Source organism: Veillonellales bacterium, assembly GCA_039680175.1.
Taxonomy (GTDB): Bacteria; Bacillota; Negativicutes; order JAAYSF01; family JAAYSF01; genus JBDKTO01.
In genome coordinates, this window is sequence record JBDKTO010000101.1 from 12,434 (window position 1) to 38,347 (window position 25,914).

Below are 25,914 nucleotides of genomic sequence, written 5' to 3' on the forward strand. Positions count from 1 at the left end.
TCTTTCCTCCTAAACATATTGGTTACGTATTATATATTTTGGCAATGACTTAAACGCTATACTGTAAAATTCCAACTCAGTGCCTCCGTTGTTTTCGTATATCTCAAACGATATAGAATTTCCTCTTCGATAATTACATAGAGGCACTATCCTATCGTTAAGCAAAGAGCTGTTTGATAAATGGATAGACCCCACATCCCTCGTTTCCCCCCGTACGCTTAGATTTGAAGACGCGCCGATAGAGTATCTTCCGTTAAGAAAATATTTGAATATAGCGTTTAAAGAATAATGCCCTGGTTTTGCCTTTATGAAAAAATCAAGGAAGTCATGTACCATATCCTCGCTTACCACCACTTCAGCAGTCCTTACGATAGTCTCAATCGCTGTGCTGTCAAAATCCCAGCCGCGATTATGATACATAAGACAGCCAATATCAGAACGTCCGGTAAGAAGTTCGTTACTATCCCCCTGTTGATTCATCACCGCATAACTTAAAACATTAGAGCCTTTTACCAGGCTCCACTTAGGTTTACCGTCAGCTTGCGGTTCTGTTATGCAATAAATAAGTTCACAGTTATTAGAATCAATTGGTGATTCTCTGTGTTTGAAAGCAAAACGGAATAATCCGTTATGCACGGCCATACAAACACTTTCAATCGAGTCGTACGTGGTATCTATTATTTCCCTTAAACGTATATCAGCTTCGGTAAGGTTCATTATCGAAGACTCTGAACCTCCGAAAAAATATAGTTCTTTGTCAAATTCATTCAAAAATATGAATCCAGAACCTACCGCACATATCGCCCGCTTACTTGCCAGACCATATTTTGTAGTTATGCAGCGAGCTTGGAATGAGGAAGGAGTCCTTCCAAGTAATTCATAGATGGAATTATTTTTAAAAATGTAAATAGTATCATTGGCTCCTTTAACCACAGCTATATTGATTGAATCTTGAGCGTTACCGATTAAAATAGTGTCTTCTATGGTTTCAGGAGTTATTTCTTCTGAATAATCCAAATCAGAACTATTGTTTTTTATATAGAATACCCTGTCTAAATGTTCAACCGCAGCCATGATGTCGGCGTCAAGCGTTGTTCTTTCAAACGTATATGAACCATTACCGTCATACTTGTAAGGAGTTTCTAAGCCGGTAAATGAATAAAGTATGGAATTTCCGCTGACTTGAAACGTTAAGTCAGTAGGTATTGCATTTGTAGGAAACCCACCTTGAGCCAATGTCAATGCCCCTGTAACATCATTGCCAGAATAAAAAGAACCATTTGAAAAACAAATCGTCCGTTTTACAAACGTTCCGTCACCTCGTTTATGGTATGAACGCTTGACATAAGGGATTTTATTCGTTAATGCTGTGGGGTTATACCTGGTTGTTCCGCCTACTTTTGTTATCTTATTGTCGCGCACTATATAGTTTTGCAAAACGCTACACTTGCCCTCACCTATTAAGTGCGCCGGTCTTGTTCTACACCATCCATTATTAAAAGTTACTATCATATAAGTATTTGTTCTTCGTTATTTGTCGATATATAAAAAAACGCCAAGAGTAAAGGCGCAATATGCGCTATTCTCGCTAAATGAAATGGAAATTGCGTTTGCATGAAAATAAATAAGGCGACAATGCTTGCCATGCTCGCCACAGTTTCTTTTGACATCTTGCTTTTGATGAAACGCTGCCATAGGTGATAAAGAAATATTCCCAATAATATCAACCCCATTATCCCCGTTTCATAGAACAACCAAAGAACCTCATTGTGCGGATGATCCCAAAAATCAAAAATCTTTCCATCAAGTTTAAATTTTTCTACCATTTCCCTCGAAGGAGCCCCTTTAATAAATAAACCTTCATCGGTTAGTATTGCTTTTACCGCTTTATTGTTCATTACCGGCTTTAAATACCTTCCGTCTCCTTTCATCTTTGGTACTCTGAACGAATCAAGCCCATGTCCGGTAAGCGGCTTACGGAATGAATCTTGTGTAACTATTTTCCACATAGCAACCCTTGTTCCCTGCATACCCATAGGATTATCAATGAAGACTATAAAAGATACGACCGCGGAGATTGTCGGTATCAATAACCACCAGAATAAAATCCTTCGTTTATACCAAAGATAAAAAAATGTAGCCACCGTAGCCCCGATATATGCTCCAGTACTCCAAGAGAATATAAGCGGTATGAATAAAAGAAAAGCCGTCCAGCTAAAAGTGATTAGCAAGGGGATAACAATAGCAAAGTATCCACCCATAACTGCTTCTAACGCGAAGAAAGAGGAATGCGGGGTTATACCTTGGTCTTTTAAAACTATTCCACGTAAATCAAAATCGAAATATTGTAAGGCTAAATACAAAACTCCTGCTCCAGCCACCCAAGATATACCTTTGATAAGAAATTGAATATCTTGTTTATTTAACGTTTTTAAAGCCGTGTAATATATCATAAGCCCAAGGAAAGCATTAAAGGCTATACTCCACCCTGAAAGATGGATTAGATAGGTTATGAATACCCACGCCATAAGCAAAGAGAACCAAAGATTGAATTTATCACGCTTTAACGATTTATTACCAAAAGCAAGACCAGCGCCTATCAAGATAATACTTGATATTTGAAAAATAAATTCCTGTGATTGCCGTATCTCCTGGTTAACGATATACGAAACAGGATTAAGTAGTAAAAAAATCAGAAATAAATATTTCATAGGTTAGGTAAATACATAGAACCGCCGGACTCTCGCACGTCTCTTACGTTCCTTTCTCTGTGGGATTCGGTAACAGGAAGCTCGCCGATAATCAAAGAATTATCTTGTATCATCCTTTGCACCCCTGCCTCATATATTGCCTGTTGCGCCCTCCAATCTCCAAGTTGAGGGTCAACTCTATACGCATAAACAAGAGCTCCGTCAATAACCACAGAATCATACTTTGCTGGTATATCTCCCGCAGTTGCGGCATCGGTTAAATCGGTAATAATCTTAACGTAATCTATGTACGTTGTTACTATCGCACTTGGACGAGGGTACAACATCAAGTAATTAGCGAATATTGTCCACAATATCGCACTTCCGCTGTTGCTTGTTTCATCTGCTATCGCCCTCCTGAACCGTGCGTAATCAACGTACTTATATGTCCAATCATATGTTTTATCGTATAAAGAAACTATCTTTGTTGTGTCTATATCTGTCGCTATCCCCCCCACACCGGTAAAGGCATAGCTAAAGGTACTCGCTATTGTAGGAAAATTTGCCTGTTTCTCAAGAAAACGCCAATGGAAATGCTGTTGCCTGTTTGAAATATCTTTTTGTATTAAATTGAGCCAACCCAATGCGGAAGAGCGATAAACAGTATCACTCGCACTTTTGTCAGCCAACCCTAAGAGTGTCGCTGAACCACATAATGTATTTAAGAAAGCAGCACCTGTCATAAAATTCCTTTTTTGGTAAGAGGGGCTGGGGATTGCTCCCCAACCCACTCTTTTTTAAAATCTTAGTACAACCATACTGGCATAAGTCCGTCTGTTGCTGTGTCACTAAGTAACACACCAATGTCAGCGCTTATCACCGTACTTGCTGCATTCAAACTCGCCTTCGTTCCAAAACTACCGTATTGAGCAGTATCAGAACCATTTGGCACAAGTTGTTCACCTGATGCGGCAACTGAAGTGTCAACCTTCGCTAAAGCAAATCCATGTACTGCCATGTAACCCCAGTTCCTTGAACCTCCAATAAGCGATGAAGTATCTGCTGTCGCAATATCAGTTACAAGCACACCCGCATAAGACATTGCGGCTGAAACCGTGCAACGTGAAATAGTAACTCCATCAGCAGAGTTTAAATCCCACACAACGACATCACCGGAAGATAAACCGGCGACACTATTTCCACGCATAGCGTAGCGAACCCTCACTACATCTGTTGGCGGGGTAATACCCGTAGAACCTCCACCACCATAAATATCGTTGATATTCTGGGAAGTGGGTGCTTCTGCGTACACTAACGGTAAACCTCCAAGAAGAAGGAATACCGCAATGAAAATCGAAAAAATCTTTTTATTCATTGTTTTCCTCCTTAACTTTCAGTTAATCCCGTTTTTAAACCATGTTGACGTAAACCACCAAACGTAAGATTGTAAGTCAAGTACGCTAAGATGTTGTACTGCAACTTATCACTTACCCTTACCGGCTCAAGTATCTGTAAAGGAATAGCGGTCTTGCCTTCGCCGATAGTCTTTACATTGCCGGTTGTTTTCGTTTTTGGCCCGGCAAGAATCTGAACACGAGCGTAGTTTGTGTTAATCACATAGCAATATGTAGCAGTTACATTACGATCTCCATACATTGTCGTATTACCAAATAAAAAGTTGTTAAACCCCATGTTGAGCATTTTGTCGTTTACCTGATAACGCTTCAATGTTTCTGCTCCTGAACCCATACGCGCAAGAACGCCGTTCGTAGTAATGCCTATATCGGGCATTTCATTAACAGCGCTTCCACCTTGTGAGCAAGTGTAAAGGAAACTCTGGAAAACGCCAATACCTGCTGCTCCTGATAAATCAGCTGCGGTGGTATTGTATTGCGTTTGCCACATAGCTGTTTTGTCTGATGTGCCAGGATACGATGAACGGGCAATGCCTCCCGTAGTCCTTGTCTGTGAGCCTGTCGCTGTCGCTTGAAGTTCTTCAACAATAGACGTAGGGTCAACTGCGGTAGAGGTTGCTTTCATAAGCGCGTCTGCAATCTTGTTAGGAAATGTATTTTTCAATTCCTCAAGTGCGTCCTCCGCTAATGATTGAATCCTCTTGTCCCCTGCGTTTTGGTCTTGTTCAACTAAATTAACCGGTACTGCGCCATCACACACACTCTGCCCATAGTAAGCAGTCTTCACATTGTCCTGGAAAGTAGTAGATATTGCGGTGTGTTTATCTCTGTGGTCTACGTTTGAGTTTTGTCCCAAACGAACACGCTCATCAAATCTATTACCGCCAACAACAATCTTAACTCTGGCTTTATCGCCAAGCATGGCTAATACACCATTGTTAAGGAAGATATTTTCGAATACCTTCGGAGATTTTACTTCTAAGGTAAATGCTATGTCTCTGGCAATTCTGTCATACGATACGGACATAGTTCTCCTTTAGTTAGGTTTCCAATCGGGATGTTTCTTCATGTAATCTAAAATCCTCCCCTCGCTCCATTCTTCGTTCGGGGTTTCTTCCTTACCAGTCGTTACATCGTCGCTCTCAATCGCAGCGTTTTTAAGTTTATTCAAACGTGATTTTTCTTCTTCTTTCCCTTTGCGCTCTCCGAGTTTAAAACCTTCTTCGCTTAATGCTAATCGCAGAAGCTTGACATGGCCAAGCCTTGCATCTTCTGGATGAGTTTCAAGATATTTAGAGATTTTCCCTACTCCGGTAGAAAGATTGTTCTCATCCTTTCCATTCTCGCCGTAAGCAAGTTTATATGTTTCTTCGCAGAGTTTCTTCGCTTCTTTCTCCTGCGTTGAAACAAAATTGTTCGCCTGCTCTTGGCTTACCTTCTGCCGGTCATACTCTTCGATACTCGCTTTCGCCTCATCTTGCGCGAATTTCTTAGCCATGCGATATTGCGCCTTTAACCAGCCATCGGTGGTAGTTAAATCCAAATCTTTCAACAATTCGGAAAGTTTTTCTTCAGGGTTCTGCTTCTTTGTTTCTTCTTTTTTAGCTTCCTCGTTAAAACCCATCGTCTTTAACTGCTGGTTTATCTGTTGCTCGTTGTAGCCCTGCTTCGATAAGACTACTCGGATTACATCGGGGTCAGATAAGAGTTGTTCTCGTTCTCTCTGTGCGTCTTCAAGCTGTTTTTTTATCTCATTACGCTGCTGGATTGTTTTGAAAAAACGCTGGTAAGGAATAGGATTTTTAGATTGAAGTAAACCATCCTCTTCCTTTTCTTCCTCTGATTTTTCGGTTTCGGCGCCCGCCTCTTCCTCTTGTGCTTTTTCAACATCACCCGTTGCATCAGAGTGCTCTTTGCCTGCTGAAGATTCAGGCGAGTTTTTAGCTTCCTCTTGAGCGTCTGGGGATTGCTTTAGAATGTCTTCTGTGGGCGAATCCTCGTTCAGCTCTTTTACTTCCGTATTTGTGTCTAACATGGTTAACTCCTTTGTTGCTCGCCCGTTAAAGACGGCGGCTCTTTCCGTTAACGTAACGGTACGATCTATTTAGACATATGCGCTTGTTTTATTTTTTCATTAACTGACATTTTCTTTTTCTTTTTTTTAGACAATCCCGCCTTGTTAAGGGCTATCGCTATGGACTGTTTCTGCGGGTATTTGCCAGTGTGCATAAGTTCGGAAATATTCTTGCCTATAGCTTTATTACTTTTCCCCGTCATCAATGGCATACCCTTCTCCTTTTTTATAAAGCGGTTCGTTAACATAAGGCTCTCCGTTAGCATTTGTTTTTTTCTTAACTTCAACTTTCTTTGCCTCTTTTACTTCTTCCTTTTTAGCCATATACCCCTCCTACTTTTTTAATCCTTCGATGTAAGCGATTATTTTTTCTTTGCAGAAAGCGCACACATCGTAAGGAAGCTTTACCGGCTTACCGTTGCTATCAACAAAACTTATGACAAACATATCTTTCCCTGGAGTAGTTTCTCTCGGACATAGGTCGCAAAAATATCTTGTACTCATAATTACCCTCGCTCCATTTTTCTATGTTGAGAGTCACGGTATTCTTTTTCTACACCGTAATACTCATTAGTTATTTTTTCCCTGTCCTTTGGGTTTTTAAATCTGCTTAATTGCCCGTTTATCTTGTCGAGCTTATTACATATAGAGAAATCACCACGTTGCGCTCCCTTTGCCTTAGACAGTCCGCTTTGAATATCTTCATGCTTTCGTATCGCTTCCGCGGTAAGCCGTGAACGCTCGTAATCGTCATACTCTTTAGCCATTTAACCCCCCCATCGCTTGGTTATTTATGCCTCTTTCTATGGCCGGCTCATTCGGTACTCCCGAAGAATTATTTTTTATAGCTGATTGCGCCTGTGCCATAGCTTTTATCTGGTCTATTTGCGCTTGTTGCTGGGGTGTTAAATTTATAAAATATTTTTCTGGGTCAGGAAGTGCGTCAAAAGTATTAAGATAATCTTGTGCTAATATAGCGAAATCAACATCCTTTCCCTTTTCATTTATCAACGGCCTTAATCCCTGTAACAGCATAAGCGCTTCTGACAACTGTTTTCTTATTACCGCATAATCAGGGCGGGCTGCGGAGGTAATGTCGCAATCATAGAGATAGTCGGTATCTACATCGCCTACTATTTCCCCTTGCAGGCTTAAACCGTTTTCGCCTCCCAACTGCAATTTTTTTCCCGTTACTATCTCTCCGGTGACAGGATCGCGAACATCTTTACCGGTTATTTTTATAACCATTTCCGGTGAGCCGAAATTATATATATTTGATACGGTGAGCCTTAATTGCTTACGCACAAAATCCCTGATAGCGTCCTGCATACCGCTTGAGCGCATATAGTCACCGGCTGCCTGCGCTTTTTCTGTTTCGGCAAACTCAACATCAGCCTGGCCGCCTCTTCCGCCAGTAACAGACAGAAGAAGTTTTAAATAATTGCGAACATTTTCTATATTCGCGTACACATCCTTTCCCATAGGATTAGATGAAATTTGCGCATAGACACCAGAGCTTACCGGCTTATTGGTGTAGACAATTCCGTCTATTTCGTTGAGCGGCAACGTTTGTTTTCCGCTTTCTTCAAGGGCGTCTTTCCAGACTAAATGCTGACGGCGCGTTCTATCAACGTGTTTCTTCCAAAGTTCATTAAGATATTGCAATTCTTTTTGAGCGTTATAGGCGAGCTTACCGTGAGAGACTGCGTACAGCTCGTCAGGGGTTTTTGTGAAGCGTATCAAAGCGGCTGGTATTTGTTTGTAATCTGTCTTATCCCAAAATATGGGCTCGTCCCACTCGTCAACATAGCAAAGCTTCCATATCCCGCTATCAAGGGCGCAAAAATGTTCATAAAGGTTTATCGTTACTTTTCGTTTATCGTTATCCCTGCCAGAAAAGTAGCGTATAAATTCCTGCGGTAGCTCATAGAGATTGCTTCCAAGAAGTTCATCGAGCGTGCGTTTATTGAAAAATGTAATGCGTTGCCCTAAGTGAAATGGTTTTGTATGGTCAAGATACACATCTTTCGGAGATGCCCGTTGCAAAACAGGACGCTCAAATTTTAAATATTCTTCAGTTTCTATGTTTTCGTTACTCGAACCAGCGGTCTTTCCGGTATAAAGATTAGCTTTCGGAGTTACAAATCCTCTACGTGAGTTATACCCTACTTTCATCACGCCATAGCCATAACCCAAAAAAGCGTCTAAGATACAGAGCTGGTTTTCTATTTTCCAATCATCATTTATATAATGCTTAGCCACTCCCTCGATGACGTTCGCTGAATATTCAGAACCGCCTGAAGTTTTTTTGATTATCGGGCGAGGGAATTGGTAGAACAATGACGGAAGCAACGTCTGTACGGCAATAAGCATGTAATTTTCATACACATCAACGCTGTCATTATTTTTAACATCACCTAAAACCCCATGGTACATATTGATAACATCAGTGGGGCAGTTGAGCGTATTGACTTTCTTGTCGTGCTCTTCCTTGCTCTCTTTTATAAACCCCTTGTAGTAACTGAAATCTTTTTCTGAAAGTTTTTGCATTTCTACCTCACAGATAAATTCTTTTTATATTTTGAACGCCAATCATCTTTATTTTTTTCTTGCTCTTGTAAATAAGCGGCGAGGGAGTCTTTTTCAGGTTTTGGTTCAGAAACTTTATCTTTCCAATTACCTTCGATTACTGCTTGATTTGCTACACCTAAAGACATAACCTCATCATCAAGTTTTCCTTCTTGAGCCGAGCACGTTCCGTCTTCATTGATAACAAAAGTAATATGTTCATCTACTGTGAAAAGCGAATTTATTTTTAATCCTCCGTTGATGGCAATAGAGAGATTATCAACCAGGAATGGTTTCGTCTTAGCCGACGTTTGCCAGCCTATTTTCTTTGTCCATTGATTTGCTTCTTTATCGTAGATTTTTCTATAAAAAATGTTTGAGTAAATATCCTTCAGCACCGTAAGAACAGTAAGCCCATGGTTATTAACCTCAACGGATATAAGTGCTTCGTTGTATTTAATTCCAAAAAGTTTAAGCTCGTATGCGAACAACTCCGGCTCTATCTTTCCTCGGTACTTAGCTACCTGCTCCAATCCTATTGGATCGATTATTTGCGCAACCGAGTTATCACCTTTCTCTAACCCTTCAGCCACATCAGCCCCTATGATGTAACTTCTTCCTACCACCGGCTCTTTAAAAATCTCCCAGTTGCCTTCAGTACGTATTGGTTTTATGGTCTTTGCTTTTAAATCCAGAAGAACGTCGATATTAAATCTACCCCTTCCAGAAACAAGAAACGCCTGCATGGGGTATGCGGGGTATTCTTGCTTAAACAAAACATCGTCGCCTTTTAAATTATTATTGATAACGAGTCTGCGCCAATACATTTGGTCGTCAGATAACTCGCATTTAGCATTGATTAAAACATCTTGCTTGTATTTAACTTCCTGCGGTGTAAGAGTAAAATATTTAGGAGCGGGGGAAGAATAATCAGGATTTTCAAACCATGCTATGAATAATGGTGTCCAATCGTTTAATCCTTTTTCGGCACTATCCCATAGTTCTTGAAAGTAATTGCCAATGCCATTAGCAGTGCTCTCGGCGATTATCATTGTGTTTGGTTTCATCGGCACAGTTTGCAAGAGCCCTGCCATAAGAGCTTTGACTTTGTTAGGAGGGAAAAAGGCTACTTCTGATAGATGAACACATTGATACGTATATTTACGCCCCGCGTTTTCGTTGTTCGCCGTGTCAATAAGAATTTGAGAATGTAATGCTTCAAACTCTATCTTTTTTTCATTTGATTTTTTCTCTATAGGTTTTAAATGCACTGGCATTTTTTCATGATAAAGCTTCACAATATCAAGAAGGTAATTTGAGCCGTCAACATCATCGGCAATGATAAGACCGTTTATTCCTTCTCGTTGAGAAGTGGTGGCGTAAATAACCCCATCAGAAATAGTTGATATGCCTAACTGGCGGGCTTTCAGAATAACAATCCGTATAGGTTTATTTTGGTTTTTGAGCTCTGCTATCAAAGCAAGGAGGCGCTTTTGAGCAAAGTTAAGTTCAATGGGGATTATTGAACCCTCTTTTGTTTTGATGAAAAGATAATTACTCTCTAATATCCAAAGAGGATTACGCTTAGACAAATCGGCTTCGCAAAGTTTCAATAAGCCCTCGCAGCTCTCCTTCGGGTATTCCTTGAGTAAGGTTGAAATAGTTTTCTGCTCCAAATCCTTCTCCTTTTAATTGGTCAGGCAATATCTTTTTTAAAATAGCAATTAAAACATTGTTATCGTGATAGGCTAAATCAACTGCATGTTCAATTAAATGTATGCCATTATGCTTTTCTTTTGCTCTCTCCAACGCTTCACGCAGCATTTCTGCTTCTGGTTTCCGTGGTCGTCCTTTAGGATTTCCAGTAACCCCCTTTTTCCAACGATTAGGGTATTTTTCTGTTTTTGTTTGCTTTTCAGTCGAAGAGTCAATCATCGAGAACCTCAACACTGATTTTTAATCTTTTCTTTGCCGGTACAGCGAAAGCACTTACCTGCTCTTGCATATTGACTTTTAAAATCAAAGTCGCTTCCCCGTCCTCGTCAGTAACAAATTTATTTTTTATGGCTTCAAAGGTTAAAGGTTTTGACATGTTTAAACTACGGCCAAGTCACCACCTCTGGGTCTTTATTATTTATCGTGTGGGTTGCTTGGCCTTGGTTAGTATTTACACTATGAAAAATGTGTTTTCTATCCCCCCTTATGCAAATAGTTGCTTTTCCTAAGTTTTATAAGGCTTCTTTTTATTATCTGGTCTATGCGCTGATGCGATGTTCCCTCCATCCCTGCTATTTCTCTTAATGTCATCTTGTTGTAATACCGCCAAGACATGATCCTAATCTCCCGTGCTTCAAGGTTTCCTAAAAGCAATATCAAGAACACTTGGCAAAAATCTGTATTTATCTTAGAAAAAGAAAACGAGGCAACCATAACTAAACCTCCTTGGTTTAGATACAATTGCCTCGTTCGCAAGCTCCCGCGCCGCGTTCTATGGCAAAAAAACTATTTCAACTCTTTATAATTTTTCTCACACTTGCACTTAACCACCTTCCCTTGGCTTATCTCAAGCTCCGTAAAGCGCACAAAATGGCTCTCCATCATATCCCTTAGGAGCGTAGGGTTCTTCTCTGCGAAGCGTTGGGCTAAGTCCTTAAGAGACTCATTATCGGGCATCAGCACCTCACTTATTTTTCGTCCCAATCACAAATAACATCCTTTTCAATTTTACTTAAAAAAGGAATATAATCTTTTGTGTTTTTAGGCAATATAGCATACGTTATGCCCATCCGTATATCGTACACATGGTCATAGCCGTACAATAATAATTTTCTGTGATAATATTTTTTGCATTTCTGATTGGCATATACAATGGTTGCTATCCTTGTATATAAATCCATTTCATCGAGGGTAAAAAATATTGTGGGTTTGCCAAGAAAAATAGCAATGTACCTTTTATTTATTACATCAAATATTTCACGGCTCATACGTTCGGGGCGATCATTTTCCGGCATTGCCACCTCTTGCTTTTTTACACCGCTCCAAATACTTAATCTCTTTGTCTATCTCCGCGATAGCACTCACAAGCCGACCGCGCAATGATTCAAGAGTTAAAATCGCTCTGTCTTCAGATTGTGGTTTTTTAGTTATGTCACTCATCATCACCACCTATTTTTATCCAAATGCTTCCCCGCCCTTATCAGCAAAAGCCCAACCCAAATAATCACGATACCAACCCAGCCGACCCGATACTCGAAGAACCCTCTTGCGCCAATTCTGATTAAATCCCAAACGCTCACTAAAGAGATAAGCATAAGCCCAACCCATTCTCCGTAAACCCCGATGTAGAAACGTATAACGTCTTTCATGAGACCTCCTTGTCCTTAAATACTGTTATCCCTTTTTCACAAGCCATTATTAAATTATCTTGATAATATAACTCATGTCTTAATTTCCTTGCCTTCTTGCTATATCTCCAATCGTCATTATAAATACTTGTTTCATAATATCTTCGGCCGTGTTTTATTCTATAAAATCCATTTATTTCCATGGTCATTTCTAAAGATGAACCCTCAAGAAATGTATCAATTTCATCAATAATATTATTTTCCTCACGGATTTTATGTATTTCAATTTCTTCTTGTTGTTCTTGTTGTTTTAAAGTTGTTTTTTCATTTCGTCGGTATTGCCAATAATTATTTAAGAATAACAACCCAAAAAACAAAAAAATTATACAAATAGAATAAGCTCTCATCACACCCCCTTTATTTCCAAACCCAATGCCCCCAATACTCCGCATACATCAGAACCACGATCACCACCGCCACAAGCACCCGCCATAAGAGTTGATACCATTTCATTGTTTCTCCTTTGTTTTTTCTTTTTCTTTCAAAAATTCCTGTGGGGTTAATGGAGTATTGATTATTCCATAAACACTTTTGGTTTTTGGTAATTCTACCAAACGAGGAAAATTATCTCTTAACTCAGCGTAACACGCTTTGTTCCCCGATAAAATTTCTTTAAGTCCAACTAATGCATTGCCGTTTTCTATTTTTTCTATCTTGAGCAAAACAGTAAAATGTTCGTAAATCTTATCATCTAAAGATTTACAACCAAACAATCCATACTCAACACATCGTCTATAACTACATGAAATTGTGTTCAAAGCTTCCACCCCTACTTTATATTCTGGGAATGAAATATAATTTGCACAATTATCGTTATCGGCGTATACAAGCGGATTAAAAATATAGATATAAACAAAAAATAAAACTAATGTGCTTATTTTCATCATATCCCCCACCAATTTTTTATTGCATCCATCTGTATCCCATTATGCAGCCATCCCCAGAACCAATGCGCCATAGTGATAACGCCGACCCAAGTGGCCACACAAATAAATAGCACCAGCGCAACGAGAAGAAAGCTAAAGAGGTATTTCATTCCTCCCCCTCCATTTCCTTGAGCACGGCATAAACATCATCAATAAAAAGAAACTCACTACCGTAGGTAATAAGTGCTTTTTCGAATAGTTCTTTCCCCACCTCCCCCAAAATCTCTTTCTTGGCTTGGGTGATAACTATTTCTCTGAATTTTAAATCAACGGGGTTGTTTGCTTCCGAGCGTTGCGCTAATTCAGTTAATATCTCCTCAATCTTGCTCATTTCTTCACCTCCATATTGCGTAAAGGATATAACAGAAAGATAGCGCGCCAAGGATGCAGATACCAAAAAGCAACCACTTATTTTCCATATTTTTAAAATCATCAATCCAATTAAAAACAAATGTTGCCACTAAAACCGTTGCGAGAATGTTTATAACCATTTTATTCACCTCCTATCAGTTTGTGGATTTGCCTTATAACTGATTTAGCCCCATCTATATGTCCTTGAATATATTCTTTATTAACACGTGAAGGTGGAGGGTCTAATCTAATGCATTTTAAGTCCACACTCGGCACTTCCTGCAGGAGTTCAATGGCATCCTTGATCGCTTTCTCATCATCGCCATCTAAATAAACGAACAAAGACGCTTTTTGAAGTGCTTTACGTAATCCTTTTTTGATAATTTCCCTCGTCATCTTACTCATCTATCACCTCCGATTGGTCTTCAACGTACGCAATCTTGCAATCTGCTTTTTCACAGACATAAACCCCTAACGTAGGTGTTTCGTATACCGCTGGTTTTTCACAATAATAACAGAGAATATTACTCATCGGACACCTCACTTATTGTTTATAATTCTAAACCCACAATACGTTTTAATTTTAATTTCGTATAATGTTCTACTTTATAATTTTGAATAAAAATAATAGCTTGTTCCTTAAGCCAGAAAATATGTGCTCTTTCTTCTGCAATGAATGGCTCTCCGTCCTCATCGAGTATTATCCAGGCTTTAAAATTTTTCATCTTTCACCACCTTTATTTTGCGCTTGCAGTGGTAACATTTAGTTGACCTACTAACCGAAAGAAACCACTCACCACAGGAAGTACTGTAAAACTCATAAGGATTAGCTTTATTCTTTTTCCACTCACACACTTTAGGCTTGGTCATTTCTGCTCCTTCAATAATTCTGGGTTTTCGTAGATGTTGCCGATGACTTCAATCCAATAATGAGACGGTGCAAAAACGAATAGTTATCCATCTTCAAAACGCTTGAACCAAAAACCAATTCCTGACCAAACAATTTGAAATGGATTATCACTTTGGTCTACTCTACAGATATCACCTTCATAGATTTCTTTTCCGTTCTTGTCTTTGAGGCCAGTAAAAAACAATGGTATAGCTTTTTTGTATAGCTTGCTAAGAGGCTCTGGCCTGCTCATTGGTCCATAAGACCAAAGTTGTCCTGTTTGGGTCATTAAAAACCAAGAGCAAGCCTCTTCCATTGATGTTTCAACCTTTCCATTTACCTCAAACTCACACCATACTCTAAACTTTATTTCTCTCATGATCCTCCTTCATCCCCTCAAGGCGCTGGCGAATATCTCTAAGGGCTTGGTTGTATCCTTTTATATTTTCGATTACCTGCTTTGACCCTATCGAGTTACTTATGATTATTTCCTTCGGCATCTGCTCCTTACACCACTCAATGATAGCGGTGCGGGCTTGAGCAACATCTTTTTTAAGATATTCATTTATTGTTTCTATTGTCGCGTCTTCGTTAGCTCCTATCCCCAAACCTTGCGTCCACAATAACTCCAATATATTTTTAAGTTTTTCCATTTAGACCTCCCCGTAGATAAGAGCGTGGATTATGCCAGCAAGCCTATCAACATTAAATAGTCTTTCGCCATAAAATCCTGTGATTATTTCTTCTATTTCTTTACAACTCATTTTCACCTTCTGCATTTGTAACTTGGATGGGGGAATCCCTTATCACATATCCGCTATTAGAATATTCTGTTTTTTTACTTGCAATAGGTTTTCCGCAATCATTACATATACCGTTTGTAATCCACGTACCCGTCCTTTCTTTATGACCAAAACAAAAGTCATCTTTATATAATATTTTTTTATTCACCCCTCGCCCCTTAAGTTGCTCGAATTTGCAATATTCGAAAACATATCGCTTATCTTTTTTAGATAATTGAGAAATAACTGCACAGACTACAGACCGCTTTTCTAATGATTTCATTAGTTGATTATAGGGAGCTTTTGGCCAATCCCTTTTCTTCCTCCCCTTTGTTTGTTTAGACATTAGGCTCCTTTTAGATTCGGGTAACGCATGTTTCCTTGGTATGCGTCTCTGACCATATTTCAGAGGGCATTTTTATCCTACATACCACGCCAACAGCACCAGAAAATTATAAAGAACAAGTAACATTTTTACACCCCGCTGCGGGGCGGAGTTATTTCTTCCCCGTTATACCCGCTACTAAAGTATGTATCTCTTTTATCTGCTCCTCGTTGACCTCCGGCCTTGTAGGTATAGGCTCTGGGGTGTAGGGTTTCTTAGAGTTGTCCACCCCAACAACTCCTTTTCCTTGAGCCGACTTCTTAACCCAGTTCGTTATCGCCTTTTCCCATGCGCCAGTCTTTGTCGTATTGGTATTATTCGTCTTGTGCCAGTCCACGCACGCGCGGATCTCGGTTTCTACGTTCAACATGGGGTAGATTTCTTTTTTGCTCTTAATGAAAGATTCCTTAAAAACAAGGCCGGCGACCACAACGGTACTCTCCTTCTCTTTCTCCTTCTCTTTCTCTTTCTCTTTCTCCTTCTCTTTCTCTTTAGCCCCTTGCACGGGGCTTGCAAGACCCTTAATTCCGTATTTAAGTAAAATATCTAAAACGCACCTATGTACCCTATTCCGAGGGTTTAGCTCCCCATACTGGAAGCTTATGAACGGGAAAATAAACCATTTAGAACCACCATTCAAAACAATTATTCTTTCCTCTCCATTGTTAAACAACCTTAAAGCCTCTTTTTCATTTACGGACATATCAGATCCTATGCGTAGCTGGGCCACGTCAAAATCAACCTCCCAAATGCCGGCATGGTTACAATCAAGACAGATATAATCCCATAATAGCTTGTAAGCGCCCGGAAGATTACGGATAAACTTTTTCTTGTATTTGTCGGTATCTGCCATTCTTTTCGCCATACCCTACCTCCTAAAAACCTGCCTTCTCTCATACTGCCCGCCACCCACCACCCTTCTATACATATTCTGCAAGCACCCCTCCTGTGCTATCGTGAGCTCCTTCTTTTTGCTTATACCCACTAAAAAAGACCGCTCCCAATCATTCAGCTTAGGATTGAGCTTATATATTTCAGAGATAAGAGCGAGTTTGTCGGTGGTGGTGATCATATTTTAAATAATCTCTTTATTATTTCTTTTACCACAGGAACACTGACCGCATTGCCTAAACATTTATATCTCTGACTTTCTGAAATTCCTTCTGTCCAGTTGTCAGGGAAACCTTGTAAGCGTTCACATTCCTTGGGGGTCAACCTTCTTATATTTTTATTCAGCATATACAACCCTGTCTTTGCTCCCCAGCCCCCCCCTTGTGCGGTAAGCTGTTGTGATATTCCTTGTGTATCGTAAACACGCTGGCCTTGACAATCTTTATCGATGAAGCCTATTTTTTTAAGCATATAACTGCCGGACTCCCCGCCGAAAAAATTCCTTTATAGTATGTTCGTTTTATCGTTCCAAAAATCTTTGTTTTCTTCGGTAAACCTACCCCCCCCCAAGCCCTGCATATTAACTGCAATTAGGGTTGTGCTTCCATCAAATTGTGCCTGACCGGAGCAGTTTTTCGTTGAAATACAACCTGATAAATTTTCCCCATTCCCCTGTGAAAAAATCTCTTCATCGCCTTCTCCGATAGGAAATACTTTTTGTCCACCTCTTTCTCCAAGATGTCCGATAAAGTATACCCGCTCTCTATTTTGGGGCAGAAACCAGGAAGTATTAAGCAGTTGCCATTCACACTCATAAAGCCCAATGTCGGCAATCTCTCGCAATACAACCTCAAAGTCTTTTCCTTCGTTGCTTGTAAGTAACCCTGCGACGTTCTCAAAGATAAAAATATCGGGTTTACATTCTTGAATAAGCCTTTTCGCTTCAAAGAATAGACCGCTTCGGCTACCTTCAAGACCGGCTCGTTTTCCAGCGATTGACAAATCCTGACACGGAAAGCCGAAAGTAATGAGGTTAATTCTTCCGAGATTTTCTCCTTTGACGCCTCGTATATCCCCAAACTCAATTGCTTCGGGGAAGTGTTGCTTGTAGATTTTAATTGCATACTTATCTACCTCCGAAAAATAATGTGTATCTATTTTTATCCCTGCCTGCTGTATCCCTAAAGCGAAACCGCCTATGCCGGAAAACAGGTCAAGATAGTTCATTTTACTTTGCCACATCTTGCACAATGTTTGACCTTATAGTTGGTGTATAGAGATAAAAACCATTTATGCCCGATAAAAAAACAGATAATTACCTTCACCATCTCACCCCCGTAACCTCTTGGCGTATCATGCCGGGGAGGGTTTGTTGTGTAGGTTTTGGCTGTGGTCTAAGCTGCGGAGGCTCATAATCAAGCGTAAATGCCGTATGCTTCTTTCCGTTTAAAATTCCGATGTAATGATTGGTTATGATGTATCCGCGCTTGCGTAAGGTATTTATTGCCCTTCCATACTGGCTTATGCGTAGGTCTAAGATACGGTTTAGACCTACCTTCCCGTTACCCCTTAAAAGTTGTAAAATTCTTTCTTCTTCATTCATAATAAAAACAGACGGGGAAAGCCCCCGCCGGAGTTACACTAATGTTTCCTCTCCTTCGTGATCCACAGCTTCCTCTGGTTCGTTCCCACTATTGGCGCTCACCTTAGCGTCAAGGGGGAATATGCTGTCGAGGTTTTGAAACTTGCCTTTGCTCGCCCACAGTGTTTTAACGCGCATACCCTTTAGGTTGTCAATATCAAAGTCCATATCCGGTTTAGCCCCTTCAACGAGTTTTACGAGGTACTTATTGTAAAGGTTGCTCTTTTCCCCGTAATTAAACTTCATCCAGCGCGAACGATGAGGGAACTTGTACCCATCAAGTTCAAACACTATCCGCACCGCGGGGCAGATAGTTTCAGTTTCCTGGAAGGTGAACTTGTGCTTTTCGTCATATTCGATGTCAGCGATAACCCCGCGTTGAAAATCACCTTCAAGAACTTTTTCGTAGTTAAAATCCCTTTTTGGCGGCTTCATCCTTAACCTCCTTTTCTTTTAGTTTATATGAGTTTTTTACTAACACCTTTTCCGCATTTGTCCTGCAATGCCCCCAATAGGCGCAATAAAGGCATTGCCAAGGGTAGAACCCCTTGTCGTTACGATCATATTCTTTCGGCGCGGGGGGCAAGTTTTCCGGAGTAGAATGTAAAACCGCTTCCGCGTTCTTCTTGCACCGTTCAACGACTGCCATATCCTTGACTATGCGCTTTTCAGCGAGAACCCCGCTCTCTTTGTTAAGAGCAACCATAATCGCTTCGTTAAGGTGTAGAGCGTCAAGGTAACAGTTAACCTGCGCCAAGTAAGATTCCTCAACCTCTCCTTTTTCGAACTTCTCAAAACCATAGCCGGACATAGACTTGACCTCTAAAAGATAGAGGTTCCCATTAAGCACAAGGCCGTCCGGGTGTCCTTTAACCACCGTTCCGTTAACCGGGAAGTCCACAGTTATCTGCTGTAACCCTGTCGCAAGCAAGTTAACGCCCGCTAACTTAGCGAGGTTTGTAACTGTCATTTCAACGAGGTCTCCCGTCCAAAACACTATCTTTGCTCTGCTGTCTATTTCCTTGCCTTTTTTCTCAAAACCGTGGTAAGCATACGCAAGTTGACGCGGGCATTTACCGATAGAGGAAAGGTATAGTTTTCCTTTTGTTTCTCGTCCTTCTTCGTTAGCGAACTGTCGGCGAAACGTCCAGCTGGCGAGTTTGCCTATATCGTAGAAGATAGCCTCGTTGATAGTCTTTTCGTTCTTCGTAAGATATTGGTTGATTTTATCTACTATCATCTTTTCACCTCCTCAAGCGCCACCTTGCCGTTGAGCACAAGGTCTTTGATCCAATTTTCAGCGAAGTCGCATATCAACATATGGTCTATATAATCCCAAGTTTTCGTTGTTCCGTTCCATTGATAAAGAGCCAAAAAATCATCTAAGTCAGAGTAAAGTATTTTGTAGTTAGCTGAAAAATAAATCTCGATAGGTTTGTTCATCGTTCCTCCCTCCTCCCCTCATCCTTCTCATCCATAACCATATCCTCGTAATTCTGTTCTTCTTCGGTCTTAAATGGCTTCTGTTGAAGCTCCTCGGCTACGGTGTTCCCTGTACGACTTACCTCTCTAAAATTGCTCATCGCGTCAGCTCCTTTATTACTTGGTTAACTTCTTCCAAATCCCTCTTAAAGGCTCCCGAAAGTTCCTCAAGGCTTTTTACCTGGTACATTTTTATCAACTCCATAACGTTCTCTATTCTTTCCTTGCGCCGGAGCAAATGAGTTAAAGCGTGCTTTTCAATAACAATCATTTATACCTCCTCAATATATTTTTTTATTTGCTTTTAAATTTTTTTAATTTTATGTTTTTATTAGCAACAATAATTTCTGGGTTATCTTTGTAATATAGAATTGCAATCCCGTTTTCTTCTATGGTTTTATACTTTGCTTTTTCTCCTGTAAAACAACACACACTTCTTCCTTTGATGTATTCAACCTGTGCCGAGCCGTAGATGTTTTCAACCTGTGCCGAGCCGCAGATGTTTTCAACCTGTGCCGAGCCGCAGATGTTTTCAACCTGTGCCGAGCCGTAGATGTATTCAACCTGTGCCGAGCCGTAGATGTATTCAACCTGTGCCGAGCCGCAGATGTTTTTAACCTGTGCCGAGCCGTAGATGTTTTCAACCTGTGCCGAGCCGCAGATGTTTTCAACCTGTGCCGAGCCGCAGATGTTTTTAACCTGTGCCGAGCCGTAGATGTTTTTAACCTGTGCCGAGCCGTAGATGTATTCAACCTGTGCCGAGCCGCAGATGTTTTTAACCTGTGCCGAGCCGTAGATGTTTTTAACCTGTGCCGAGCCGCCCAAAAACCAGCGTCCCTTTTCTATCCTGTCCATTTTTCCTAAACAAAAACGTTCTTTCCACCACACTTGTAATTCTTTCTGCATCTCCACCAGTGCGAACCTTTCGGAGAACCAATCGGGTTTAAAATCCTGGTCGACCCGAAGCACCCAATTATCAAGAGTATGATTAAAAATATTTCCGTCTTTAGGGACTATCTCGACTCGTACGAAATCTGGTTTATCGGTGGTATCGTTAAGTTTAAGTTCTTTTAGCATTTCTTCGTGTGAGTCCGTGTCTAAGGGGCAATAAACACTATTTTTTAAAACTATACCCGATTTGATCTGACACATCTTTTACCTCCTATTCTCCTTCTGCTTTGGCGATAATCTTCATTGCGTACCGCACTTCTGCACAAGAACAATCTTCATCATCGATATTGTGGCAATTAACCATTTCCTTTAACGCCTCTAACAATTCCGGTGCGGCGGCGATGAGGCGGCCATTAGGCTTATAACCCACCAAAGCTATTGTGTTTTTAATCTCTGGAATGTTTGTATTGCACTCAACCACAAAACGCATTTCCGATATAATTCCTTTAGCGTATTTAGCATCCCGTAGCGTCCATGGTCCTGTCGTATGTTTACTCATGGGTTACCTCCTCCCTATTTCCAAAGCCGTAACATAAATCCTCTTGCCCTTCACCTTTACGCAATGGCTATAAATACGGTCTTTCTCTATTTTTATGAGCATACCTTCCATGCCGTAGAATTTTGATAAGATATTTGTGAGTTTTACTTTTTTAGGCATTGAGAAACCTCCGTATGTTTATAAATTTTCATTACCTTGCGTACATAGTTTTGGGTTTCTTTCGGCATACAATCAATATCGTAATTGCATTTTTTTAAGCGTCCGGTACCACCGTTGTAAGCGGCGAGAATTAAACTTAACGAATATTCAACATCAACCGTTTCAGCTTTTAGCCAAACATCATTGTTGTATCTTATGCGGCATGGTTTCTTTTTTCTCTCGATAACTTTTGCCAAATAATAAAACCGTAATTTTTCTAAATACCACCGACCAACCCTTTTATTCCATTTTGGGTTTTTCATATCTTCGGAAGTTAAATAAAATGCTTTCCTCTTGTCTTCGCTCATTCCAATTGTGTAAACCGATTCTTTTCCCGCAAATGCTTGATTCCATTCCTTCAATGCTCCATTCGGATTTATCTGCATCAGCCCGATACAACCTTGCGGAGATACTGCATTGGGATTGCCTCCGCTTTCAACCTGAATAATGGCGGGAATGATGTCGTCTATTTCGTCAGCATGAGCGGTAATACAGAAAGAGGAGAGGAGGATAATTAAAAATATTTTTCTTACATAATCAAAAAATATTTCATGTTGAGCAACTTCTCCGCACGCTTCCCATCGGCGATGTGCAGAGTTAGAGCTAAAACCTAAAAGATTTTCTGGTGCATTGTTTTGTCTGTTACTGTCTTTGTGGTGGATGTGCTCCTGGCGCGTAAGAAACCGATTGATAATTTTTTCCACTACAAAGCGATGTTCAAAAACATAACCAGCATTAGCCTTGGGGTGTTGTGGTATATAAACAAGGACATATCCTTTTTTATTCACAGATAAACATCCAGGAACTAATTCATGGATTGATTTATTTTTTCCCTTTTCTTTTTCACGTTGGTAAAAGTTTTGACAATTTACTTTTGTCGATAGGGTGTATGTTTTTTTATCTCGGTAAGTATGAGAGGGATGATTGCAGGGATCACCTTTTTTTCGGGAACATTTTCGACACACATTACATTTTAAAAAATAGGACGGCAGGGCAAAAGCGCGAACTTTCTTTATTCCAGAGGATGTCTGAAAAGACCCTGCCGCCCTAATTGTTTTTGTTTTTTTTTCCATGGTAGTCCGCGCTTTGTTTTTTTAACTTAAGATAATTTCTGATTGCTCTGTTAACCAACCAGTTTAAAGATAACCCTTCAACTGTTCGTATCTCGTCAATTTCAAATTTAGTTTCTGGGCTGACTTCAATGTGTATCTTCATCTCGGTATAGAATATACCGTATAAATGCTTTTTTGTCAACTATTTTTTATCCTAATAAAACGTAACACCAGCATACCTTTTTCCCCTTACCAAAAAATAGTTATTTAATTATAGCAGAAACATCGTCCAAACTTCGGGCGAGTATGTAGAGGATATTGGCTCTGCGGCAGTATTCTTCAAAAAATTTCTGATGCGCCGATTGTACGCCAGTAGGTGATTTTACTTCGATAAAAACAAGGTGAGGGCAGAAGGCGGTTATATCGGGGAAACCTAAAAATAAATATTTGTCAACCCAAAACGTTCCTTTACGGGCTATGCCAACGGTCTTCGTCTTTCCGCATACATATCCCAAAGACCTTATATACCTTAATATAGATAGTTGCGTCCTTCCTTCGGGGTTATCTTTCTTGCGTAAGGGTTGATTGTGTTGCTTTCCTAAAAGATAGGCATAGTCGCTTCGTGGTATTCCCATTATTTATGTGTGTTAATCCACTGTAAAAACATCAACGAACAGAGAGCGTGCGTTAAATGAGGAAGCCCGCTTTCTTTATCGATGATCTCTCCACTTTGATAAGCGGTCATATGTCGCAATGCAGCCGCAAAATATCTACTCTTAGGACGTACCTTTTTCCAATTATTAGGAGCATATTTCTTTGCCCCATATGTCATAACCTTAACTATTTCCTCTATGGTATCTAAAGGAAGTAACTCCCAGCGTGGTTTTTCGCTATCGTATTTCAATCCTTTCATAGCTTGCTCCCTATAACCTCCTGTAAAACCTGCGCTATGGCGTCCGTACAGCTCGTAGTATGCTCTTTATTAGGCAGGTACTTATTGCACCTATGCCCTCGTAGAGCCTTAATAATAGCATCAGCCTCATGCTGGTTGCGTATGCGCCGGACACTAAAAGTAAGCAGGTCAGCAAGACCCTGTACCCAACTATGGCCGCAGTCTATCTCACGTGAGGCCCCGTCAATAATGATAAAATCTACCTTATTTTGCGCTTCTTCTTTAAAGGCTATGTGTATATAAAGATTTCCGCACGGCGTCCACTTCTGAAAAGTGCGGGATTTATTGATTATTTCTATACAACCGTTTTCCATATTTTTTATATCGAAGCGTGTATATCAACGTAAAAATAATCGTGCCTACAATCAGTATCTTTTTTTGTTTCTCTTTTGGGAGTAAGTTCTATTTTAACTACCCCTAAATCAGTGGGTGTCATTGCACCCTTAGCAACGTAACTCGGTTCTTCTGGCTCATATCCTTTAAGAAAAGAGCCGGTACGGGCAAAGAGTATCTTTTTGTGAGATAACCCTATCCTGTCGCCATTAGGGGATAATACCAACCTTGACTTAACCGCCGCCGATTTTTTATGGTCGTGTCCCATAAGATATATATCTGCGTCAGCGATGTTTTCCATTTGTTGCAGGGTATTAAGCGAGCCTCCCACAAGCCGTGAAGCACCTCTTCCGTGGTGCGCCCATATATCTATGGAATAGTTTTTATACCCTCTCATTATCGTCAAGCGGATAAATGAGCTTACTCCTAAATACTTTGTTTTTAAGAGTTCACAGAGTTTCTGTGTCGTGGTTATACCATTCTCAAGCACTCCGAAGTGGTTACCTTCGATGAGCCCGATTAACCGTCCGTTCATGAAAGATAACTCTTTCGCTAACTTTTTGCACCGTTCAAGAAATATCTCATCTATGGTTTGGCAGGTAGAATCGTGGAAACAGGCCTGGTTAAGTGCTTTACGCTCGCTATAACTCATCAGGTCGTCATAATCCCCCATCCCTAAAAAATAGCAATTCTTTTTTCTTTTTGCCCAATTTAAAAATTCATACCATTTTTCTTTGTGGCAAAGACGAGAGAAACGATGTACATCTCCGAAGGGGATTAAATAGATAGGTTCGTTTAAATGTGCTACGTTTATCTTGTACCGATGGATAGTAAAAATACTATCGTTTAACATAAGTTAAATCCACCCCCACGGTTAAGATTGAGAGGCTTCGTCTTAAGGTATAAGGTCGCTCGTAGCCTCGCTTCGTATCGCCGTAGGGGTAGAAATTATTCACTCGCTTTATCGTAAACCTGTAACGCTAACTCTCTTAGAAAATTCAAATCTCTTGTGCGCAGGTCTTTAATCTTCGCGTTCCCTGTTTTTCTCATATACTCATAAAAAGCGTCCTTCTGCTCCTGCTCCGTAGGTAAGCCCTTAAGAGCTACATACTTTACCGCTTCGATAAGTAAATCCTTACTGGTATGCCATACGTCATACGCCGTTTGGCTTAAAATCTCTTTTAAGAAAGGTTTACCTAATATCCATAACTTGCTTACGAGTGCCTTAAACTTATCAATGCCTACTCCAAACCAGCCTTTAATAACCTGTAATATGCCCATTGCCGCCTCCTTTTTTATCTAACTCTTTCCAAAGTTTTTTCCCTCTCTTGCTCGATAAAAATTTATAAATAAACCGTCCATAGGTAAGAATAAGCATATTGCTAAACTCTGGACACATATCTACTTTTAAATAAGGGTGAGAAAATGCTTCTGAAATAGCATGACAGATTTCTACTCCGATGGCGGTATAATATCTTTCATAGGGATTTTCGTTTATTACTTTACAAAACTTTTCTGTGTATTTCTCTAAATTTTTATTAAACCGATTTTTAAAGTTCTTATCATCGCTGCCCCCAATAGAAATATAGAAATCAGATAGTAAAATTGAAATTTGTTCTTTAGCCGATATTCCATGATTATAAACGATAGGTTTTTTGTTTTTCATTTTTTATCCCTCACTTTCGTCAAATCTATAACGTCTTCTATTCTCTGGTGTTCTATATCGTGGTTCTCCGTGTCCGGCTCCCCCATTCCCCGCTCCCCTGGCCACGAACGGTTGATAGTAACCTTAAACCCCTTGACTAATAGCTTCTGTATAAAATCCCCTATCCAGCTCATCCTTTAGCCTTTTCTAATAGCTCCTGTGCCTGTAGAGATATTTTAAAATCGGGCAACCGTGAAGCTATCCTGTTCACTATCCTATGTGCTACGAAGCGGGTAATGATATTTAATTTAATCGTCCCCTGTTGCTCAAGAAGGGCAATCGCTTTAACCGCCAGCGTTTTACGCTCGGCCTTGTCTATCACCCCGTCAATAGCCATTTTCTCAATCTCGGTTACTAAGGGAGTGATGACCTTAGAAAGTTTATCTGTCCACCGTTTTATAAAGAGCCACACCACTAATGCCCCTGCTCCAATCGCTTGCCAGTTTACATTATTCATACCTCACCCCTTTATATACCCGTCCCATATCCATAGTATCCCCCGCTCTTCAAAATCACTTCTGTACCCTAAAATAACGTTGCACATATCACACCTTAAAGAATGATTATCTTTATGCACATCATCACAATCCTTCTTCTCCTCGCACTCGTGGCAGAAGAAAATAAAACAAGGCTTGGCAATGTCAAAGGTTAGGTTCATGTTAATAATAAATTAGTAATGCCTGGGCAAAGGCTTAAGCTAACGGATTACTTTCTACCGATTCAAG

General features: G+C 40.2%; 42 protein-coding genes and 1 pseudogene. All 43 read right to left on the bottom strand.

The window, feature by feature from the left end; all coding sequences use genetic code 11:
* Positions 1-9: 9 nt before the first annotated feature.
* Complete coding sequence (locus ABFC84_16680; protein ID MEN6414375.1) at positions 10-1,422, bottom strand: hypothetical protein; 1,413 nt, start codon at positions 1,420-1,422, stop codon at positions 10-12.
* An 86-nt stretch (positions 1,423-1,508) separates the two neighbouring features.
* Positions 1,509-2,711, bottom strand: a complete 1,203-nt coding sequence (locus ABFC84_16685) for an O-antigen ligase family protein (GenBank protein ID MEN6414376.1) — start codon at positions 2,709-2,711, stop codon at positions 1,509-1,511.
* Positions 2,708-3,481 (bottom strand): hypothetical protein, encoded by a 774-nt coding sequence (locus ABFC84_16690; GenBank protein ID MEN6414377.1) that lies wholly within the window; start codon positions 3,479-3,481, stop codon positions 2,708-2,710. Before ABFC84_16690 ends, ABFC84_16685 begins: the two co-directional genes overlap by 4 nt.
* A gap of 14 nt (positions 3,482-3,495) precedes the next feature.
* Entirely contained in the window at positions 3,496-4,065 is a 570-nt protein-coding gene (locus ABFC84_16695) for a hypothetical protein (GenBank protein ID MEN6414378.1), read from the bottom strand.
* Positions 4,066-4,076: 11 nt separating this feature from the next.
* A complete protein-coding gene (locus tag ABFC84_16700) occupies positions 4,077-5,132 on the bottom strand; it encodes a phage major capsid protein (GenBank protein ID MEN6414379.1) in 1,056 nt (351 codons plus the stop codon).
* A gap of 9 nt (positions 5,133-5,141) precedes the next feature.
* The gene (locus ABFC84_16705) at positions 5,142-6,140 is read right to left on the bottom strand and encodes a hypothetical protein (protein ID MEN6414380.1); all 999 of its coding nucleotides are present in this window, start codon (positions 6,138-6,140) and stop codon (positions 5,142-5,144) included.
* Between the two features lie 65 nt (positions 6,141-6,205).
* The gene (locus tag ABFC84_16710; protein MEN6414381.1) at positions 6,206-6,391 is read right to left on the bottom strand and encodes a hypothetical protein; all 186 of its coding nucleotides are present in this window, start codon (positions 6,389-6,391) and stop codon (positions 6,206-6,208) included.
* The gene (locus ABFC84_16715; protein MEN6414382.1) at positions 6,366-6,503 is read right to left on the bottom strand and encodes a hypothetical protein; all 138 of its coding nucleotides are present in this window, start codon (positions 6,501-6,503) and stop codon (positions 6,366-6,368) included. Before ABFC84_16715 ends, ABFC84_16710 begins: the two co-directional genes overlap by 26 nt.
* A 9-nt stretch (positions 6,504-6,512) precedes the next feature.
* On the bottom strand, positions 6,513-6,683 hold the full coding sequence (locus ABFC84_16720) for a hypothetical protein (protein ID MEN6414383.1): 171 nt from the start codon (positions 6,681-6,683) through the stop codon (positions 6,513-6,515).
* A gap of 2 nt (positions 6,684-6,685) precedes the next feature.
* On the bottom strand, positions 6,686-6,946 hold the full coding sequence (locus tag ABFC84_16725; protein MEN6414384.1) for a hypothetical protein: 261 nt from the start codon (positions 6,944-6,946) through the stop codon (positions 6,686-6,688).
* Positions 6,939-8,729: a hypothetical protein gene (locus tag ABFC84_16730; GenBank protein ID MEN6414385.1), complete on the bottom strand. Its 1,791-nt coding sequence runs from the start codon at positions 8,727-8,729 to the stop codon at positions 6,939-6,941. The genes ABFC84_16725 and ABFC84_16730 overlap by 8 nt, the downstream gene beginning before the upstream one ends.
* A gap of 2 nt (positions 8,730-8,731) precedes the next feature.
* Positions 8,732-10,423, bottom strand: a complete 1,692-nt coding sequence (locus ABFC84_16735) for a hypothetical protein (GenBank protein ID MEN6414386.1) — start codon at positions 10,421-10,423, stop codon at positions 8,732-8,734.
* Complete coding sequence (locus tag ABFC84_16740; GenBank protein MEN6414387.1) at positions 10,332-10,682, bottom strand: DUF5681 domain-containing protein; 351 nt, start codon at positions 10,680-10,682, stop codon at positions 10,332-10,334. Before ABFC84_16740 ends, ABFC84_16735 begins: the two co-directional genes overlap by 92 nt.
* Positions 10,675-10,839, bottom strand: coding sequence for a hypothetical protein (locus ABFC84_16745; GenBank protein MEN6414388.1), 165 nt, complete (start codon positions 10,837-10,839; stop codon positions 10,675-10,677). The genes ABFC84_16740 and ABFC84_16745 overlap by 8 nt, the downstream gene beginning before the upstream one ends.
* A gap of 592 nt (positions 10,840-11,431) precedes the next feature.
* Positions 11,432-11,758 (bottom strand): hypothetical protein, encoded by a 327-nt coding sequence (locus ABFC84_16750; GenBank protein ID MEN6414389.1) that lies wholly within the window; start codon positions 11,756-11,758, stop codon positions 11,432-11,434.
* Positions 11,745-11,903: a hypothetical protein gene (locus ABFC84_16755; GenBank protein MEN6414390.1), complete on the bottom strand. Its 159-nt coding sequence runs from the start codon at positions 11,901-11,903 to the stop codon at positions 11,745-11,747. The genes ABFC84_16750 and ABFC84_16755 overlap by 14 nt, the downstream gene beginning before the upstream one ends.
* Positions 11,904-11,905: 2 nt before the next feature.
* The gene (locus tag ABFC84_16760; GenBank protein ID MEN6414391.1) at positions 11,906-12,112 is read right to left on the bottom strand and encodes a hypothetical protein; all 207 of its coding nucleotides are present in this window, start codon (positions 12,110-12,112) and stop codon (positions 11,906-11,908) included.
* Complete coding sequence (locus tag ABFC84_16765; GenBank protein MEN6414392.1) at positions 12,109-12,543, bottom strand: hypothetical protein; 435 nt, start codon at positions 12,541-12,543, stop codon at positions 12,109-12,111. The genes ABFC84_16760 and ABFC84_16765 overlap by 4 nt, the downstream gene beginning before the upstream one ends.
* Before the next feature lie 57 nt (positions 12,544-12,600).
* Positions 12,601-13,035 (bottom strand): hypothetical protein, encoded by a 435-nt coding sequence (locus ABFC84_16770; protein MEN6414393.1) that lies wholly within the window; start codon positions 13,033-13,035, stop codon positions 12,601-12,603.
* Entirely contained in the window at positions 13,035-13,187 is a 153-nt protein-coding gene (locus ABFC84_16775; protein MEN6414394.1) for a hypothetical protein, read from the bottom strand. Before ABFC84_16775 ends, ABFC84_16770 begins: the two co-directional genes overlap by 1 nt.
* Positions 13,184-13,510 (bottom strand): hypothetical protein, encoded by a 327-nt coding sequence (locus ABFC84_16780; GenBank protein ID MEN6414395.1) that lies wholly within the window; start codon positions 13,508-13,510, stop codon positions 13,184-13,186. The genes ABFC84_16775 and ABFC84_16780 overlap by 4 nt, the downstream gene beginning before the upstream one ends.
* A 59-nt stretch (positions 13,511-13,569) precedes the next feature.
* Positions 13,570-13,833: a hypothetical protein gene (locus ABFC84_16785; GenBank protein ID MEN6414396.1), complete on the bottom strand. Its 264-nt coding sequence runs from the start codon at positions 13,831-13,833 to the stop codon at positions 13,570-13,572.
* 146 nt (positions 13,834-13,979) lie between these two features.
* On the bottom strand, positions 13,980-14,153 hold the full coding sequence (locus ABFC84_16790; GenBank protein MEN6414397.1) for a hypothetical protein: 174 nt from the start codon (positions 14,151-14,153) through the stop codon (positions 13,980-13,982).
* A gap of 141 nt (positions 14,154-14,294) precedes the next feature.
* A pseudogene (locus tag ABFC84_16795) lies at positions 14,295-14,696 on the bottom strand (YopX family protein).
* The gene (locus tag ABFC84_16800) at positions 14,677-14,970 is read right to left on the bottom strand and encodes a hypothetical protein (protein ID MEN6414398.1); all 294 of its coding nucleotides are present in this window, start codon (positions 14,968-14,970) and stop codon (positions 14,677-14,679) included. Before ABFC84_16800 ends, ABFC84_16795 begins: the two are co-directional and overlap by 20 nt.
* 100 nt (positions 14,971-15,070) lie before the next feature.
* Positions 15,071-15,445, bottom strand: a complete 375-nt coding sequence (locus ABFC84_16805) for a hypothetical protein (protein ID MEN6414399.1) — start codon at positions 15,443-15,445, stop codon at positions 15,071-15,073.
* A 151-nt stretch (positions 15,446-15,596) separates the two neighbouring features.
* A complete protein-coding gene (locus ABFC84_16810) occupies positions 15,597-16,349 on the bottom strand; it encodes a hypothetical protein (GenBank protein ID MEN6414400.1) in 753 nt (250 codons plus the stop codon).
* Between the two features lie 203 nt (positions 16,350-16,552).
* A complete protein-coding gene (locus tag ABFC84_16815; protein ID MEN6414401.1) occupies positions 16,553-16,846 on the bottom strand; it encodes a DNA cytosine methyltransferase in 294 nt (97 codons plus the stop codon).
* A gap of 33 nt (positions 16,847-16,879) precedes the next feature.
* Positions 16,880-17,602, bottom strand: coding sequence for a DNA (cytosine-5-)-methyltransferase (gene dcm / locus ABFC84_16820; protein ID MEN6414402.1), 723 nt, complete (start codon positions 17,600-17,602; stop codon positions 16,880-16,882).
* 409 nt (positions 17,603-18,011) lie between these two features.
* On the bottom strand, positions 18,012-18,452 hold the full coding sequence (locus ABFC84_16825; protein ID MEN6414403.1) for a hypothetical protein: 441 nt from the start codon (positions 18,450-18,452) through the stop codon (positions 18,012-18,014).
* Positions 18,427-19,257 (bottom strand): hypothetical protein, encoded by an 831-nt coding sequence (locus ABFC84_16830; GenBank protein MEN6414404.1) that lies wholly within the window; start codon positions 19,255-19,257, stop codon positions 18,427-18,429. The genes ABFC84_16825 and ABFC84_16830 overlap by 26 nt, the downstream gene beginning before the upstream one ends.
* Positions 19,254-19,460, bottom strand: a complete 207-nt coding sequence (locus ABFC84_16835) for a hypothetical protein (protein ID MEN6414405.1) — start codon at positions 19,458-19,460, stop codon at positions 19,254-19,256. Before ABFC84_16835 ends, ABFC84_16830 begins: the two co-directional genes overlap by 4 nt.
* Positions 19,457-19,600 carry a hypothetical protein gene (locus ABFC84_16840; protein ID MEN6414406.1) on the bottom strand — a complete coding sequence of 48 codons (144 nt, stop codon included), beginning with the start codon at positions 19,598-19,600 and terminating at the stop codon, positions 19,457-19,459. The genes ABFC84_16835 and ABFC84_16840 overlap by 4 nt, the downstream gene beginning before the upstream one ends.
* Positions 19,597-19,770 (bottom strand): hypothetical protein, encoded by a 174-nt coding sequence (locus ABFC84_16845; GenBank protein MEN6414407.1) that lies wholly within the window; start codon positions 19,768-19,770, stop codon positions 19,597-19,599. Before ABFC84_16845 ends, ABFC84_16840 begins: the two co-directional genes overlap by 4 nt.
* 23 nt (positions 19,771-19,793) lie before the next feature.
* On the bottom strand, positions 19,794-20,651 hold the full coding sequence (locus ABFC84_16850; protein ID MEN6414408.1) for a hypothetical protein: 858 nt from the start codon (positions 20,649-20,651) through the stop codon (positions 19,794-19,796).
* A 10-nt stretch (positions 20,652-20,661) separates the two neighbouring features.
* Positions 20,662-20,949: a hypothetical protein gene (locus ABFC84_16855; protein ID MEN6414409.1), complete on the bottom strand. Its 288-nt coding sequence runs from the start codon at positions 20,947-20,949 to the stop codon at positions 20,662-20,664.
* Positions 20,950-20,952: 3 nt separating this feature from the next.
* Positions 20,953-21,108: a hypothetical protein gene (locus tag ABFC84_16860; GenBank protein MEN6414410.1), complete on the bottom strand. Its 156-nt coding sequence runs from the start codon at positions 21,106-21,108 to the stop codon at positions 20,953-20,955.
* Positions 21,093-22,220 carry a transglycosylase SLT domain-containing protein gene (locus ABFC84_16865; GenBank protein ID MEN6414411.1) on the bottom strand — a complete coding sequence of 376 codons (1,128 nt, stop codon included), beginning with the start codon at positions 22,218-22,220 and terminating at the stop codon, positions 21,093-21,095. The genes ABFC84_16860 and ABFC84_16865 overlap by 16 nt, the downstream gene beginning before the upstream one ends.
* Positions 22,221-22,833: 613 nt before the next feature.
* Entirely contained in the window at positions 22,834-23,112 is a 279-nt protein-coding gene (locus tag ABFC84_16870; GenBank protein ID MEN6414412.1) for a dATP/dGTP diphosphohydrolase domain-containing protein, read from the bottom strand.
* A 358-nt stretch (positions 23,113-23,470) separates the two neighbouring features.
* Complete coding sequence (locus ABFC84_16875; protein MEN6414413.1) at positions 23,471-24,337, bottom strand: hypothetical protein; 867 nt, start codon at positions 24,335-24,337, stop codon at positions 23,471-23,473.
* 95 nt (positions 24,338-24,432) lie between these two features.
* A complete protein-coding gene (locus ABFC84_16880) occupies positions 24,433-24,765 on the bottom strand; it encodes a hypothetical protein (GenBank protein ID MEN6414414.1) in 333 nt (110 codons plus the stop codon).
* Positions 24,743-25,150, bottom strand: a complete 408-nt coding sequence (locus ABFC84_16885) for a hypothetical protein (GenBank protein MEN6414415.1) — start codon at positions 25,148-25,150, stop codon at positions 24,743-24,745. Before ABFC84_16885 ends, ABFC84_16880 begins: the two co-directional genes overlap by 23 nt.
* 169 nt (positions 25,151-25,319) lie before the next feature.
* Entirely contained in the window at positions 25,320-25,646 is a 327-nt protein-coding gene (locus ABFC84_16890; protein ID MEN6414416.1) for a hypothetical protein, read from the bottom strand.
* Positions 25,647-25,914: the final 268 nt, after the last annotated feature.